The 13,615-nt window shown below is 65.3% G+C and carries 16 protein-coding genes; 9 read left to right on the top strand and 7 right to left on the bottom strand.

All coding sequences use genetic code 11. The features are described 5' to 3' along the window. The first annotated feature begins 151 nt into the window (after positions 1-151). The 8 genes from FQU74_RS18615 (at position 152) to FQU74_RS18580 (ending at position 8,864) form a co-directional block, all read left to right on the top strand. Positions 152-1,261: a MupA/Atu3671 family FMN-dependent luciferase-like monooxygenase gene (locus tag FQU74_RS18615; RefSeq protein WP_146287986.1), complete on the top strand. Its 1,110-nt coding sequence runs from the start codon at positions 152-154 to the stop codon at positions 1,259-1,261. An 81-nt stretch (positions 1,262-1,342) separates the two neighbouring features. Next, positions 1,343-3,256: an elongation factor G gene (locus FQU74_RS18610; protein WP_146287985.1), complete on the top strand. Its 1,914-nt coding sequence runs from the start codon at positions 1,343-1,345 to the stop codon at positions 3,254-3,256. Positions 3,257-3,626: 370 nt separating this feature from the next. Continuing rightward, positions 3,627-5,429 carry a phosphomethylpyrimidine synthase ThiC gene (thiC, locus tag FQU74_RS18605; protein ID WP_146287984.1) on the top strand — a complete coding sequence of 601 codons (1,803 nt, stop codon included), beginning with the start codon at positions 3,627-3,629 and terminating at the stop codon, positions 5,427-5,429. Next, a complete protein-coding gene (locus FQU74_RS18600) occupies positions 5,426-6,361 on the top strand; it encodes an FAD-dependent oxidoreductase (RefSeq protein ID WP_146287983.1) in 936 nt (311 codons plus the stop codon). Before thiC ends, FQU74_RS18600 begins: the two co-directional genes overlap by 4 nt. After that, positions 6,351-6,548: a sulfur carrier protein ThiS gene (thiS, locus tag FQU74_RS18595; RefSeq protein ID WP_146287982.1), complete on the top strand. Its 198-nt coding sequence runs from the start codon at positions 6,351-6,353 to the stop codon at positions 6,546-6,548. Before FQU74_RS18600 ends, thiS begins: the two co-directional genes overlap by 11 nt. Beyond that, a complete protein-coding gene (locus FQU74_RS18590; RefSeq protein WP_146287981.1) occupies positions 6,549-7,316 on the top strand; it encodes a thiazole synthase in 768 nt (255 codons plus the stop codon). Beyond that, positions 7,306-7,911, top strand: a complete 606-nt coding sequence (locus tag FQU74_RS18585; protein ID WP_146287980.1) for a thiamine phosphate synthase — start codon at positions 7,306-7,308, stop codon at positions 7,909-7,911. Before FQU74_RS18590 ends, FQU74_RS18585 begins: the two co-directional genes overlap by 11 nt. Further along, positions 7,908-8,864, top strand: a complete 957-nt coding sequence (locus FQU74_RS18580; protein ID WP_146287979.1) for a HesA/MoeB/ThiF family protein — start codon at positions 7,908-7,910, stop codon at positions 8,862-8,864. Before FQU74_RS18585 ends, FQU74_RS18580 begins: the two co-directional genes overlap by 4 nt. Positions 8,865-8,888: 24 nt before the next feature. Here FQU74_RS18580 and FQU74_RS19355 read toward each other — a convergent pair whose 3' ends face one another. The 6 genes from FQU74_RS19355 to FQU74_RS18560 all read right to left on the bottom strand — a co-directional run bounded on the left by FQU74_RS19355 (position 8,889) and on the right by FQU74_RS18560 (position 12,191). After that, a complete protein-coding gene (locus FQU74_RS19355) occupies positions 8,889-9,038 on the bottom strand; it encodes a hypothetical protein (RefSeq protein WP_158635639.1) in 150 nt (49 codons plus the stop codon). A 20-nt stretch (positions 9,039-9,058) separates the two neighbouring features. Beyond that, complete coding sequence (locus FQU74_RS19730; protein WP_268236791.1) at positions 9,059-9,184, bottom strand: hypothetical protein; 126 nt, start codon at positions 9,182-9,184, stop codon at positions 9,059-9,061. Further along, the gene (locus FQU74_RS18575) at positions 9,181-9,756 is read right to left on the bottom strand and encodes an RBBP9/YdeN family alpha/beta hydrolase (protein WP_146287978.1); all 576 of its coding nucleotides are present in this window, start codon (positions 9,754-9,756) and stop codon (positions 9,181-9,183) included. The genes FQU74_RS19730 and FQU74_RS18575 overlap by 4 nt, the downstream gene beginning before the upstream one ends. 154 nt (positions 9,757-9,910) lie before the next feature. Then, entirely contained in the window at positions 9,911-10,882 is a 972-nt protein-coding gene (locus FQU74_RS18570; RefSeq protein ID WP_146287977.1) for a glutathione S-transferase family protein, read from the bottom strand. Positions 10,883-10,894: 12 nt separating this feature from the next. Then, positions 10,895-11,719, bottom strand: coding sequence for a 4,5-DOPA-extradiol-dioxygenase (gene ygiD / locus FQU74_RS18565; RefSeq protein WP_146287976.1), 825 nt, complete (start codon positions 11,717-11,719; stop codon positions 10,895-10,897). Between the two features lie 55 nt (positions 11,720-11,774). Continuing rightward, complete coding sequence (locus tag FQU74_RS18560; protein ID WP_146287975.1) at positions 11,775-12,191, bottom strand: DoxX family protein; 417 nt, start codon at positions 12,189-12,191, stop codon at positions 11,775-11,777. Between the two features lie 128 nt (positions 12,192-12,319). Here FQU74_RS18560 and FQU74_RS18555 point away from each other — a divergent pair, with 128 nt between their 5' ends. Next, the gene (locus FQU74_RS18555) at positions 12,320-13,216 is read left to right on the top strand and encodes a LysR family transcriptional regulator (protein WP_146287974.1); all 897 of its coding nucleotides are present in this window, start codon (positions 12,320-12,322) and stop codon (positions 13,214-13,216) included. 34 nt (positions 13,217-13,250) lie between these two features. On the opposite strand, the gene FQU74_RS18550 is transcribed toward FQU74_RS18555, so the two are convergent. Then, on the bottom strand, positions 13,251-13,615 hold a 365-nt coding region (locus FQU74_RS18550), incomplete at its 5' end, for an SRPBCC family protein (RefSeq protein WP_277752293.1).

Raw genomic sequence — 13,615 nt, 5'->3', positions numbered from 1 at the left:
CCGAGGCGCCCCCGACAAGGGGGCGTCTTTTTGCCACCGATTGTTTCCCGCCGGACTTGACTTGAATCATGGCCGCCACCGCGCTGGCGCGCAGGATGGCTGCGGCCTGCCGCTGGCGGCATGGGTTTGGGCATGTGTGTGGGAGAGTGACATGGACTTCAGCCTTTTCTTCTTTGCGAATGATGCATCTGCCGCGGGCGACCATGGGAAATACGATGTGATCCTGAAAGGCGCGCGTTGGGCAGACCGAAACGGGTTTTCACGCGTCTGGATCCCCGAGCGGCATTTCCACAGCTTTGGCGGGCTCTCGCCCAACCCCTCGGTGCTGGCCGCCGCCATCGCCTCGATCACCGAACGGGTGCAGATCTGTTCCGGCAGCGTGGTCATGCCGCTGCACGATCCGATCCGCGTGGCCGAAGAATGGTCGATGGTCGACAATATCTCGGGTGGACGGGTCGGGCTGGGCATCGCCTGTGGCTGGGTGCCCAATGACTTCGTGATCTCAAAGAACCAGACTGATTTCGACAACCGCAAGGACGTGTTCCACCAGAACACGCTGGCGTTGCAACGGCTGTGGCGGGGCGAACCGCATCAGGTGACGAACCCCTTGGGTGAGCCGGTCGATGTGCGGATCATGCCCCGCCCGGTGCAGGCGGATGTGCCGCTCTGGATCACCGCCGCCGCCAATCCCGACACCTTCCGACAGGCCGGAGAGATGGGCACCCATGTGTTGACCCATCTTCTGGGCCAGACCGTCGATGAACTGGCCGACAAGATCGTGCTCTACCGCGAGGCCTGGGCCCGGGCCGGGCACAAGGGGCGCGGAGTCATTACCTTGATGCTACACACGCTGGTCGGCGACAGCGACGACGAGGTGCACGAGATTGCCCGCGATCCGATGAAGACCTATCTCGGCGCCTCGCTCAGCCTTGCGGCCGCGCATCTGGCCTCGGTCCCCTTCCTGAAAGATCCCTCGCGCATCGACGTGGGTGCGCTGACGCCGGATCTGGTGGATGCGACGCTGGAGGCCAGTTTCGAGAAGTATTTCCACATGGGCAGTCTGATGGGGTCGTATGAGAAGTGCCTCGATACCGTGTCGGAGATGGAGCGGATCGGGGTCGATGAACTGGCCAGCCTTGTCGATTTCGGGCTGGACCCCGGCATCGTAAGCGCGGGGCTGGAGAACCTGAACGTACTGCGCAGGCTGGCCAATCCGGCACCTCTGGCGCGGGCAGAGCGGGTGGCACAGGCTGCCGAATAGGGCACGAAGGCACGATTTCAGGCAAGACCGGCGGCCAGCAACGCACTAAGCTGGACCCAGTCATCGTGAAGGAGAACAGCCATGCGTGTCTTCACCGTCCTCGGCCCCTCGAACTCAGGCAAGTCCACCCTTGTGCAGGCGCTCGTCGGACTTGACGACCGCCGAGGCAAGTCGCTCGCGGTTCCCGGCGTCGCCACGGTCAGCACCTTTGGCTTCATGGGACAGGACTGGGCCGCCATCGACGTCGTGGGCGGGGCGGAAAACCTTGGCTCGGTCGGGGCGGCGCTTGCGGCCTCGGATATCGCCGTGCTTTGCGTGCCGCCCGATGCCGAAGGCGCCGTCCTCGCCGCCCCTTTCCTGCGCAAGATCGAGGAGGCGGGCCTGCCGTGCGTCATCTTCATCAACCGCATCGACAGCCCGCAGAACCGCATCTCTGAAATCGTCTCGGCGCTGCAGGCCTATTCGCGCCACCACATCGTGCTGCGCGAGGTGCCGATCCGTGAAGGTGGCACCATCGTGGGCTTTGTCGATCTGGTGTCCGAGCGTGCGTGGAAGTTTGAAGAGGGCAAGCATTCGGTGCTGATCGAGATGCCCGAAAGCGTGCGCGAACGTGAGGAACAGGCGCGGGCCGAGCTTCTGGAAAGCTATGCCGATTTCGATGAACACTTGATGGAAGAGCTGATCGAGGATCAGAAACCCCCGGTGGACGAGGTTTATGGAATCGCCGCCCGGACTCAGGCCCATAACGATCTGGTGTCGTGCTTCTTTGGCTCGGCGGCCCGTGTGCATGGCATTACCCGGCTGATGAAGTCGCTGCGCCATGACGCTCCGGGCGTGGAGAGCGCGCGCGAACGGCTTGGGGCCGACGTACAGGCGGTGGGCGCACTGGCCGATGTGATCCGCCATCTGGGCAAGGTCGTTCTGATCCGGTCGCTGGGCGGGTCGCTGTCGGGCGGCACCCGGCTTGGTGGGGCCGATCTGGGCTCGATCACCGATCTGGATGCCAAGACGGGAATTGCGGCTTTGGCACCCGGCCAGATCGGACTGGCGGTGAAGTCCGACCATCTATCGGCGGGCCGGGTCTTTGGCCGCGACACTTCGGCCCCCCTGCCCGACTGGGCGCAGATGCCCGCCGCCCCCTATCGCCGGATCATCACGCCCCAGCATGAAAAAGACGACAGCCGTCTTCTCGCCGCGCTGGACCGTCTGGCAGAGATCGACCCCGCGCTGCGTGTCAGCGCCGATGAAAAGACCGGCCAGCCGGTGCTGGCGACGCAGGGGCCTTTGCACCTGCGCCGCATCCTGTCCAAGATTGCTGCCGATTTCGGCGTCGCAGTGACGGAATCCCCGGTGCCCCCCACGCTGTGCGAAACAGTTCAGCGCGGGACCGAGGTGCATCACCGCCACCGCAAGCAGACGGGCGGCGCGGGTCAGTTCGCCGATGTGGTCATCGCGATGCGACCCGAACCACGGGGGGCGGGGTTCTCGTTTACCGAGACGGTGAAGGGCGGTGCCGTGCCGCGCAACTACATCCCCTCGGTCGAAGAGGGCGCACGCGATGCGCTGGTGGAAGGCCCGCTGGGCTATCCGGTCGTTGACCTTTCGGTCGAGCTGAAGGACGGCAAGGCCCATTCGGTCGACAGTTCCGACCATGCCTTCCGTACCGCAGGCAAGAACGCCCTGCGCGAGGCCATGGCCGAGGTCGGCACCGTCCTGCTGCAGCCGATCATGAAGATCGACATCCATGTGCCATCGATCTTCACCGGCGCGCTGGTGCCTCTGGTGTCCGGGCTGAAGGGGCAGGTTCTGGGCTTCAGGGCGTCGGACGATGCGGCGGGATGGGATGTGTTCGAGATGCAGCTTCCCATGGCGTCCGAGGATGCGCTCTTTGCCGCGCTGGCCGCCGCAACGCGTGGCACGGCCTGGTTTGAAAGCAGCTTTGACCACTATCAGGAAACCCGCAAGGAAGAACTGGCAAGCCTCGTCGCCCGATAAGGCTCCCAGCCGATCCCTATGGCGCGCAGCACCCTTACGTTGCACGCCCGTTCGGCCCGAAACCCGCCGCGACAAAACCGCGGCGTGTTTTCGCGCTTGACTTTGCCCGTCCGGATATCGCACTACTTCCCCTACGTCAGGGGAGTCCCGCCTAGGGGACTGAGAGGCTGACAGGGGTTCTGATCCAATCAGGCCCCGGTGAAGCGACCCTTTGAACCTGACCCAGTTGACACTGGCGTAGGAAGACCGAAGGGCATTCCCCCCAACCAGATCATGGGGTGGTCCTTTCGGGCCACCCGGCCCATCATGCGGGCCGCTGGCCCCTTTCTGCCTCTGTTTCTTTCTGGGTCTTTTCGAAAGGAAGGACCAGATGACGAAACCTGAAAAGATCGCCCCCACGATCACCACCGGCGCCCTGCCCGCATCGCGCAAGATCCACATCCCCGGCACGCTGCACGAGATCCGCGTGCCCCTGCGCGAGATCGCGGTCTCCAACGAGGCCGCGCTTGCCGTCTATGACAGCTCGGGCCCCTATACCGATCCTGCGGCGCACATCGACATTGCACGCGGTCTGGCCGATGTGCGGGGCACCTGGGCGCTGGCGCGCGGCGATGTGGCGCCCTATGCGGGCCGCGCCGTTCTGCCCGCCGACAACGGCTTTGCCACCGGCGCGCGGCTGACACCCGCGTTTCCGCATCAACGCGACCCCTTGCGCGCAACCGGCGGGCGCGCCGTCACCCAGCTTGCCTATGCCCGCGCCGGCATCATCACGCCTGAGATGGAGTTCGTGGCCATCCGCGAGAACGAGGGCCGGCTTGCCGCCCCGATCCGCGACGGCGAGGCCTTTGGCGCCTCCCTGCCCGATCTTGTGACGCCCGAATTCGTGCGGGCCGAAATCGCGGCGGGCCGGGCCATCATCCCGGCCAACATCAACCACCGTGAGCTTGAGCCGATGATCATCGGCCGCAACTTCAAGGTGAAGATCAACGCCAATATTGGCAACTCGGCCGTCACCTCCAGCATGGAGGAAGAGGTAGAGAAGATGGTCTGGGCCATCCGTTGGGGTGCGGATACGGTGATGGACCTCTCGACCGGACGCAACATCCACAACATCCGCGACTGGATCATCCGCAACGCGCCCGTGCCGATCGGTACCGTGCCGCTCTATCAGGCGCTGGAGAAGGTCGGCGGCATCGCCGAGGACCTGACGTGGGAGATCTTCCGCGACACGCTGATCGAACAGGCTGAACAGGGCGTCGACTACTTCACCATCCATGCGGGCGTGCGGCTTCACATGATCCCGATGACCGCGCGCCGCGTCACCGGGATCGTCTCGCGCGGCGGCTCGATCATGGCCAAGTGGTGCCTGCATCACCACCGCGAGAGCTTTCTCTATGAACGCTTCGACGAGATCTGCGACATCATGCGCGCCTATGACGTCAGCTTCAGCCTGGGCGACGGCCTGCGCCCCGGCTCGATCGCCGATGCCAATGACGAGGCCCAGTTCGCCGAGCTGCGCACGCTGGGAGAGCTGACGCGGATCGCCTGGGCCAAAGATTGCCAGGTGATGATCGAAGGCCCCGGCCATGTGCCGATGCACAAGATTAAGGCCAATATGGACGAGCAGCTGAAGCACTGCCACGAGGCGCCCTTCTACACACTTGGGCCGCTGACCACCGATATCGCGCCGGGCTATGACCATATCACCAGCGCCATCGGTGCCGCGATGATCGGATGGTTCGGCACGGCGATGCTGTGCTACGTCACGCCGAAGGAACACCTTGGCCTGCCCGACCGCGATGATGTGAAAACCGGGGTCATCACCTACAAGCTGGCCGCACATGCCGCCGATCTTGCCAAGGGCCATCCGGGCGCACAGCGCCGCGACGATGCGCTAAGCCGCGCGCGGTTCGAGTTCCGCTGGGAAGATCAGTTCAACCTCGGCCTCGATCCCGACACCGCACGCGCCATGCATGACGAGACGATGCCCGCCGAGGCGCATAAGGTGGCGCATTTCTGCTCGATGTGCGGGCCGAAGTTCTGCTCGATGCGGATCAGTCATGACATCCGCGCCGAGGCCGAGCGCCAGCAGGGCATGGCCAGCATGGCCGAGAAGTTCCGCGAGGGGGGCGCGCTTTATGTCCCCGCACCGGCCACGGAACCTGCGCAATGATCTCGGTTCTGGGACAGGGGGTGGCCGGGCTTTGCGCGGCAACCACCCTTGCCGAGCGGGGCTTTGCGGTCGAGGTGATCGCACCCGCCTCGGCCCCCGCCGCGGCCTCGGACCTGGCGGGCGGGATGCTTGCGCCGTTCTGTGAAGGGGAAAGCGCCCCGCCGGTGATCGTCGCCCGTGGTCATGGCGCAGCTGACTGGTGGGCGGCGCGCTTTGCGGGCGTGGTGCGGCGCGGAACGCTGGTTCTGGCCGCGCCGCGCGATCAGGCGGAACTTGACCGCTTTGCCCGCGCAACTGCCGGCCATGTCACCACAGATCCGGGCGTGTTAGAGCCTGAATTGGCGGGCCGCTTTGCGCGTGGCCTGCATTTCCCGACCGAGGCGCATATGGACCCGCGCGCCGCACTCGGCGCCCTGCGCGGGGCGCTGATAGCGCGCGCCGTGCCCTTTCGCGGCGGACCGCCCCGTGGCCGGATCGTTGACTGCCGAGGGATGGGCACCGCCGCCCACCTGCCAGACCTGCGCGCCGTGCGGGGCGAGATGATCGAGGTGTCAGTCCCCGATCTGCGCCTGACGCGGACCATTCGCCTGCTGCATCCACGCTTTCCCTGCTACATCGTCCCACGCGAGGGGGGCCGCTACATGATCGGCGCCACGATGGTTGAAAGCGCCCGCACAGGCGGCGTCACGGCGCGGGCGGTGATGGAGCTGCTTTCCGCCGCCTACACCGTCCACCCCGGCTTTGCCGAGGCCGAGGTGATCGCAACCGGCGCAGGGCTGCGCCCGGCTTTTGCCGACAACATCCCCGCGATCCGCCGCGATGGCGCGCGGCTGCATCTGAACGGCCTCTACCGGCACGGGTTTCTGATGGCCCCTGCCCTAGCAGCCGACCTTGCCGACATCCTGACAGACGAGTTTGCCCATGCAGATTGACCTGAACGGCCACACCCTGACGACCGGCGCCACCACGCTGAAAGACCTGATCGAGGAACAGGGCTTCGATCCCTCAAGCGTCGCGACGGCGCTTGAGGGCACCTTTGTCCCGCGCCCGATGCGCGCAGCCACACCCTTGACCCCCGGCGCACGGGTCGAGGTGCTTTCGCCGATGCAGGGGGGCTGAATGTTCTACGGTATCGACATTCCCTCCCGCCTAATGCTGGGCACAGCCGGCTACCCCTCGCCCGCGATCCTGCGCGAGGCCATTGCCGCCTCGGGCGCCGGGGTGATCACCGTCTCGCTGCGCCGCGAGGGTGGCGAGGGTGCGGCCTTCCGCGAGATCCTGCGCGCATCCGGCTGCCGCATCCTTCCCAATACCGCCGGTTGCCATACGGCACGAGAGGCTGTGACCACCGCGCAGATGGCGCGCGAGGTCTTTGGCACAAGCTGGATCAAGCTGGAGGTCATCGGCCATGCCGATACGCTGCAACCCGATCCCTTCGCGTTGGTCGAGGCCGCCCGCATCCTCTGCGCCGAGGGGTTCGAGGTGTTTCCCTATGCCACCGAGGACCTGATCGTCGGCGAACGCCTGATCGAGGCCGGGTGCCGCGTCCTGATGCCTTGGGGCGCCCCGATCGGATCAGGCCAGGGTCTGCGGAATATCGAGGGCCTGAGGTCGATGCGCGCGCATTTTCCCGACGTGCCGCTGGTAATCGATGCCGGCATCGGCGCCCCGTCGCAGGCGCTGCAGGCGATGGAGATGGGCTTCGATGCGGTTCTGCTCAATACCGCCGTCGCAAAGGCGCTGAACCCCGTGGCCATGGCGCAGGCCTTCGGTCAGGCCGTCGCCGCCGGACGGATCGCCCACAAGGCGGGGCTCATGCCGCCGCGCGACATGGCCGCGCCCTCAACCCCCCTGTTTGGCCTTGCGGAGCTTGCCGATGCGCTTTGATCCTTTCTACCTGATCGTGGGCGACGCCCCCCTTCTTGCACGTCTGGTACCGCTTGGCGTCCGGCTTGTGCAGCTGCGCCTGAAAGACCAACCCGAGGCCGAAACCCGGCGTCAGATCACGCTTGCACGCGATATCTGCCACCACCACGGCGCGCAGCTTGTGGTGAATGATTTCTGGCAACTGGCGATCGATCTGGGCTGCGATGCCGTCCATCTGGGGCAGGAAGACATGGAGAGCGCCGACTTTGCCGCCCTGCGCCGGCATGGCGTGGCTTTTGGCCTATCCACCCATGACGAGGCCGAACTGGAACGCGCATTGGCGCTCGATCCGGCCTATGTCGCGCTTGGGCCGATCTGGCCCACGCTTCTGAAGCCGATGAAATGGCGGGCGCAGGGTCTTGGTCGCGTCACCGCCTGGAAGGCGCGCGCGGGCGCCGTGCCGCTGGTGGGCATCGGGGGCATCACGCCGGAACGGCTGCCTGGACTATTCGCGGCGGGCGCAGATTGCGCCGCTGTCGTCACCGATATCGCGCAGTCCCCCTCGCCCGAGGCACGGTGCAGGGAATGGCTTGCGGCCACGCGGAACCACGCATGAGATACGCCCGGCAAACCCTTCTGCCCGAGGTGGGCGCGCAGGGTCAGGCACGCCTTGGCGCCGCACGCGTGCTGGTTGTCGGCGCGGGCGGGCTTGGCTCCGCCGTACTGCCACTTCTGGCGGGGGCGGGCGTGGGCCACCTGCGCATCATTGATCCTGACCGCGTCGAAGAGACGAACCTGCACCGCCAGATACTCTATCGTATGGCCGACCTTGGCCAGCCCAAGGCCGAGGTCGCCGCCCGCGAATTGGCCGCGCTGAACCCTGACTGTCAGGTCAGCGCCTGTGTCGCCCGGCTGGAGCCGGGCCTTGCGCGGGTCGAGCTGCCGGGCTGCGATCTGGTCGTTGATGCGGCCGATGCCTTTGCCGTCACCTATGCCCTGTCAGATCTTTGCCATGCGGCGGGGAAGCCGCTGGTCAGTGCCTCGGTTCTGGGGCGGGCAGGCTATGTCGGCGGGTTCTGCGGCGGGGCGCCCAGCTATCGCGCCCTGTTCCCGGACCTGCCACCCATCGCGCAAAGCTGCGCCACGGCAGGCGTCATGGGCCCCGTCGTGGCAGCCCTTGGGGCGCTGCAGGCACAGATGGCTCTGTCAGTGCTGCTTGGCCATGACCCCTCGCCTCTCGGGCAGGTCCTGAAGCTCGATCTGGCGACATGGCGGCAATCGGGTTTCCGGTTCGACGCGGCCCCCGAGCCCGAGACACCCGGCCCCGCAGTGATCGGCCGGGATGAGGTTCAGCCCCGCGATCTGGTGATCGACCTGCGTGCCGAGGCTGAGGCCCCCTGCCCCGCCCATCCGCGTGCGTGCCGGCTGTCCCCGGATCAGGCGGCGCGCCTTTTGCCGGGTGCGGCCGCCCGTGTGGTGTTCGCCTGCACGACGGGGCTGAGGGCATGGCGCGCGGCACGCGAAATGACGGCGCGCACGGGCACGCCCGCGGCCGTTCTGGCGACGTAAGGCGGGAGCTTTAGCGCAGGCCGATCAGTCGCCGGTCGCCTGAGACACTGGCCAGACGAAAGCCAAAGACATTCGCAGCGCACGCATAAGGCGGCCGGGCCGGGCGGGCGGGCGATCCTCGGCAGTCCCGGCGAGGAGCTGCAGCAGGTCCGGATCATAACGTCCATCGATCATCGGGGATCTCCTTCGCCGGATCAGGGTTGGGCAAGCGAGGGGGCGAGACAAAGACCGATTGCGGCCAGCCAGACCACCACGGCCAAGGCAAGGCCGAGATAGTCTGACAGGCGCGGCTCATCGGTGCGGAACAGGCGGGCGATCACAGCCAGAGCCCACGTTTGCTGCGCGGCTCCCGCAAGGGCAGCTGCGGCACATCTTGCCGGACCAATGCATCACGCAGCGCCTTGCCGTGCGGCCAGGGACCGTAGCCCGAAGCAACGTTGATATGACCCGCATGACCCAGATCGACGAGGTCGGCCTCCCAGGCGTTGGCAAGCTCTGCGGCGCGCTCAATTCGCATCCAGGGATCGTTGCGGCTGGCCACGACCGTCGCCGGCACATGCAGCGGCTGCTCCGGAATTGGGCCAAAATGGCCAATGCGATCATTGCCGAGTGTTTCGGCCGGGGCGACCAACAGAACACCTCCGACCCGCAGATGCGGCCAGTTGGTCAAGAGCCGCGCAATCAGCACCGCGCCCAGCGAGTGCCCGACGAGGATGCTGTCGGGAAACTGCAGGATCACGCCTGCCAGTTCATACTCCCAAACGGCGGGCATCGGATGATGTGGGTCGGTCAGATCGACCATAAGCGCCTTCGGATCGGTCTGCGCCCACCAATGCTGCCAATGCGGCGCAGGTGAGCCATCGAGGCCGGGCACGATCAGTGTCTTGGTCATTTCTCACGCTCCTCATCCTTGGGCTGCATCGAGATAACACTACCAAGTTTGTCGTGATTATGCTTCCAAAGACTGCGTTTGCCGGAGAATAGCTTTCTCGGGCTACGTGGCTTGACGCTGATCCGCACCTGTGGTCGGTTCGCGGCCCGTCCGTTCAACCCGCCTGAAGGCCATTCAGAAGCCGTGCGACGTGGTCAGGCCCCACTGGCCGGATTCCGGTCGGGTTCAGAGCCTTGATCGAGTAGTAGCCTCGCGTGATATGGTCGAGGTTCACCGTCTCGCGCACACCCGGCAGGGCCAGAATCCGCGCCATATAGGCCGAGAGTCGCGGATAGTCGGCAATCTGGCGCAGGTTCGTCTTGAAGAGCCCGTGATAGGCCGCATCAAAGCGGATCAGGGTCACGAAGGTGCGGATATCGGTCTCGGTCAGCCGCGCACCAAAGAGGAAATCGCCGGTCAGGCGCGCCTCAAGCTGGTCGAGCATCTGGAAGACGCCGGTCACCGCCTCGTCATAGGCTTGCTGGCTTAAGGCGAAGCCGGCCTTGTAGACGCCATTGTTCAGCTGATGGTAGATCGTCTCGTTCAACGCGTCGATCTGGGCCCCGATTTCGGCCGGATAGAGACGAATTGCCGATGGGGCGAGGTGTTCGAAAGCGGTGTCGAGCATCCGCAGGATATCGGCGCTTTCGTTCGATACCATCACGTTCTGCCGCATGTCCCACAGTACCGGAACCGTCGCGCGGCCCGAATAGTGCGGGTCGGCACGGGTGTAGATCTGGTGCATGTAGCGCGACTGGAACAGCGGGTCCTCGTCCGCGCCGGGATAGCCGCCGAACTGCCAGCCCTCGTCAGTCAGCGTCGGGTTCACCACGGTCACCGGGATCAGATCGGCCAGCCCCTTCAGGCTGCGGGCCATCAGGGTTCGCGACGCCCAGGGACAGATCAGGGCGACATAGAGCCGATAGCGCCCTGCCTCGGCCTTGAAGCCCCCCTGCCCCGTCGGTCCGGGGCTGCCATCCGGCGTGATCCAGTTGCGGAACTGCGAGGTCTGGCGGATGAACCGCCCCTTGCCATCCGCCGCCTGCACCGGCTGCCAGTTCGCAACCCACTTCCCGTCGACAAGCATCTGACTTTCCTTTCAGGCCGCGTGAAACACAAAGGACCGCATCGACACCGACCCGAGGTCAATCGTATCGGTCATGAAGGTCAGCGCATCGGATGCGTCGGATGCACCGGCGATGGTCAGGGCCGGCATGTAGTGATCCACTGTCGGGTGGGCCATCCGCATCAGCGGACCCAGACGGTTCGCATCCGCCAGCGCCGCAAAGTCGCGGGCCTGAAGCCGGTCGGTGAAATCGGCATCGAACTCCAGCGCGAAATCCTGCGGGCGGCCGTTCATCCGCATGGCGCGCAGGTTGTGCACCACATTGCCGGACCCCAGGATCAGCACACCCCGGTCGCGCAGCTCTGACAGGGTGCGGCCAATCTCAAGCTGGTAGGCAAGCCCGCGCGTCATATCGATGGAGATCTGAAAGACCGGCACATCCGCATCGGGATAGAGGAACTTCAGAACCGTCCAGGCGCCGTGATCCAGCCCCCAGGTGTCATCCTCTTGCGCGTGATGGCTGTGCAGAAGGCTGACAACCTCTCGCGCAAGGGCGGGATCGCCAGGCGCCGGATACTGCGCCCGGTGCAGCGCCTCGGGGAAGCCGTAGAAGTCATGGATGGTCTGAGGCAGGGCCGAAACATCGACCAGCGTCGTGCCGCGTGTCATCCAATGTGCCGAGACGACAAGGATCGCCTTGGGGCGCGGCAGGCTGCGGCCCAGATCAGACCAGGCCCGGCTGTAGGCCGTATCCTCCAGCGCGTTCATCGGGCTGCCATGGCCCAGAAATACCAGCGGCATCCGGTCACTGGGGGCCAGACGGGCGCGCAGGTCGTCCAAGGTGCGGGCGGTGATCATCAAACTCTCCCGGGGGTAAGAGAAAGGGCGGCGCGGTGCCGCCCCTTTCTGCCAGTCAGGCAAACTGGCCAAGCGCCTTTTGCAGAGCGGGGATCCTGACAGCATAGGCACCTGCGCCAAGAAGCGCGATCACCACTTGCACGACGGCCCAGAACAGCGGGAATTCCCAGCCACCGCCCTCGCCCGAAAAGAGCCAGCCATTGCCCGAATGGACCCAGGTTGCACCAAGCAGCACCGGGATCAAGCCAAGCGACACAAGCCGGGTCGCAACGCCGAGGATCAGCGCAAGGCCGCCGCCGATTTCTGCGGCGATGGTCAGATAGGCAAGGAAGCCCGGCAGGCCGAGGCTTTCGAAATAGCCCACAGTGCCTGCGACGGTGAAGACGTTCACCTTCAGAAGGCCGTGGGCGAGGAAGAGAACGCCGCTCGAGACGCGCAGCAGCGTGGCGGCATAGTCGGAGGAAGTGGTCATCTGCGATATCCTTTGATGGGGCCCATGGGATCAGCCGGGCCTGATGAACGGAAGATGATACTTGCCGACCATGAATAAAATGGCGAAGTTGATGATTGACTATCCACACTTCATTCTGAATTGGCCACATGGACCTGATCGACGAACTTCGCGCCTTCGTTGCTACTGCGCAGACCGGCTCGTTCACCGCAGGGGCTGCGCAGATTGGCATATCGAACCGCCTGACCTCCAAATACGTGGCCGAGCTTGAGGCCCGGTTGGGCGTCCGGCTTTTTCAGCGCACAACGCGCAAAGTGGGGCTGACGCCCGCGGGGCAGGACCTGCTGGCGCGCGCACCTGCCTTGCTGGATGATCTGGACGAGATGATAACCGAGGCCTCGGCCGGATCGCGCGGGCTGACCGGGGTGATCCGCATTTCGGCGCCGGTGACCTTTGGCGAGATCTATGTGGGCGGGATGCTGGGCCGGTTTGCCGCCGCGCATCCGGGGTTGACCTTTGATCTTCGCTTAAGCGACCGCTACGCCGATCTGGCAGGCGAAGGAATTGACCTTGCTTTCCGCATTGGCAGCAGCGAGGTGCGGTCGATCAAGACCCGAAAGCTGGGCGCGTTTCAGTCGCTGGCTGTGGCGAGCCCCGCCTATCTGGCAAGGTTCGGGACACCTGCAACACCGCAAGACCTGCACGCACATGGCTGCATCATCGACACCAACCGCCGCACCCCAAGGCGATGGCGGTTCTATCACACCGGGACCGAGGTTCCGGCCGATGTTCAGGGCAGGTTCCACGTGAATTCGGCCCGCGCCGCCGTTGAGCTGGCAGTGGCCGGTCAGGGCATTGCCTACGCCCCACGATTTGCCCTGACGGCTGAGATCGAAAGCGGCAGCCTTGTCCAGCTTCTACCCGGCTTTAGCGGTGAGAGTGGACCAGTCAACGCCGCCTATCTTGAGGGGCGCACCCTGCCCCGCAAAATCCGCGCCCTCATCGACTTTGCGGTTACTGACATACGCGCGGCCGGCATCCTTTGATCGCGGGCCGTTGTGCCCTGCCCCACCGACGCGATCACCCCGGAATACGGCTCGCGAGATACTGCGCGAATTCGTAGTTCGGCCGTTCCAGATGGCTCAAGGGGCCCGGCTCTGCCATATCGGACAGAAGCCCGCGATAGACACGTTCCGTGCAGCCCTTGTCCTCGGCGTTCACATCATCGAGCAGCGCCTTCACGCGGGCCAAATGTGCGGGCGCATCAGGGTCAGCCATCCAGTCGGCAGACATACCCATCCCGAAAAGCACGTTCACATGCCCTGGACCATCCGGGGTCAGCGACAGATACCAGAAGTAACCCGGCGTCAGCGTGATCAGCAGCGAAGGATAGATCGCCAGAAGCCATGTCTTGCGGCGGTCATCGCCGGTCAGCGTTGTGTTGG

Source organism: Gemmobacter aquaticus (assembly GCF_007859075.1).
Taxonomy (GTDB): Bacteria; Pseudomonadota; Alphaproteobacteria; order Rhodobacterales; family Rhodobacteraceae; genus Gemmobacter; species Gemmobacter aquaticus.
Note: the sequence above shows the minus strand (reverse complement) of the source record. Positions and strands in the feature narration are given on the sequence as shown.

Bases quoted from the DNA above. Each gene is read 5' to 3' on its own strand.
- FQU74_RS18615 (WP_146287986.1), top strand. From the start codon at position 152: ATGGACTTCAGCCTTTTCTTCTTTGCGAATGATGCATCTGCCGCGGGC.
- FQU74_RS18610 (WP_146287985.1), top strand. From the start codon at position 1,343: ATGCGTGTCTTCACCGTCCTCGGCCCCTCGAACTCAGGCAAGTCCACC.
- thiC (WP_146287984.1), top strand. From the start codon at position 3,627: ATGACGAAACCTGAAAAGATCGCCCCCACGATCACCACCGGCGCCCTG.
- FQU74_RS18600 (WP_146287983.1), top strand. From the start codon at position 5,426: ATGATCTCGGTTCTGGGACAGGGGGTGGCCGGGCTTTGCGCGGCAACC.
- thiS (WP_146287982.1), top strand. From the start codon at position 6,351: ATGCAGATTGACCTGAACGGCCACACCCTGACGACCGGCGCCACCACG.
- FQU74_RS18590 (WP_146287981.1), top strand. From the start codon at position 6,549: ATGTTCTACGGTATCGACATTCCCTCCCGCCTAATGCTGGGCACAGCC.
- FQU74_RS18585 (WP_146287980.1), top strand. From the start codon at position 7,306: ATGCGCTTTGATCCTTTCTACCTGATCGTGGGCGACGCCCCCCTTCTT.
- FQU74_RS18580 (WP_146287979.1), top strand. From the start codon at position 7,908: ATGAGATACGCCCGGCAAACCCTTCTGCCCGAGGTGGGCGCGCAGGGT.
- FQU74_RS19355 (WP_158635639.1), bottom strand. From the start codon at position 9,038: ATGATCGATGGACGTTATGATCCGGACCTGCTGCAGCTCCTCGCCGGG.
- FQU74_RS18575 (WP_146287978.1), bottom strand. From the start codon at position 9,756: ATGACCAAGACACTGATCGTGCCCGGCCTCGATGGCTCACCTGCGCCG.
- FQU74_RS18570 (WP_146287977.1), bottom strand. From the start codon at position 10,882: ATGCTTGTCGACGGGAAGTGGGTTGCGAACTGGCAGCCGGTGCAGGCG.
- ygiD (WP_146287976.1), bottom strand. From the start codon at position 11,719: ATGATCACCGCCCGCACCTTGGACGACCTGCGCGCCCGTCTGGCCCCC.
- FQU74_RS18560 (WP_146287975.1), bottom strand. From the start codon at position 12,191: ATGACCACTTCCTCCGACTATGCCGCCACGCTGCTGCGCGTCTCGAGC.
- FQU74_RS18555 (WP_146287974.1), top strand. From the start codon at position 12,320: ATGGACCTGATCGACGAACTTCGCGCCTTCGTTGCTACTGCGCAGACC.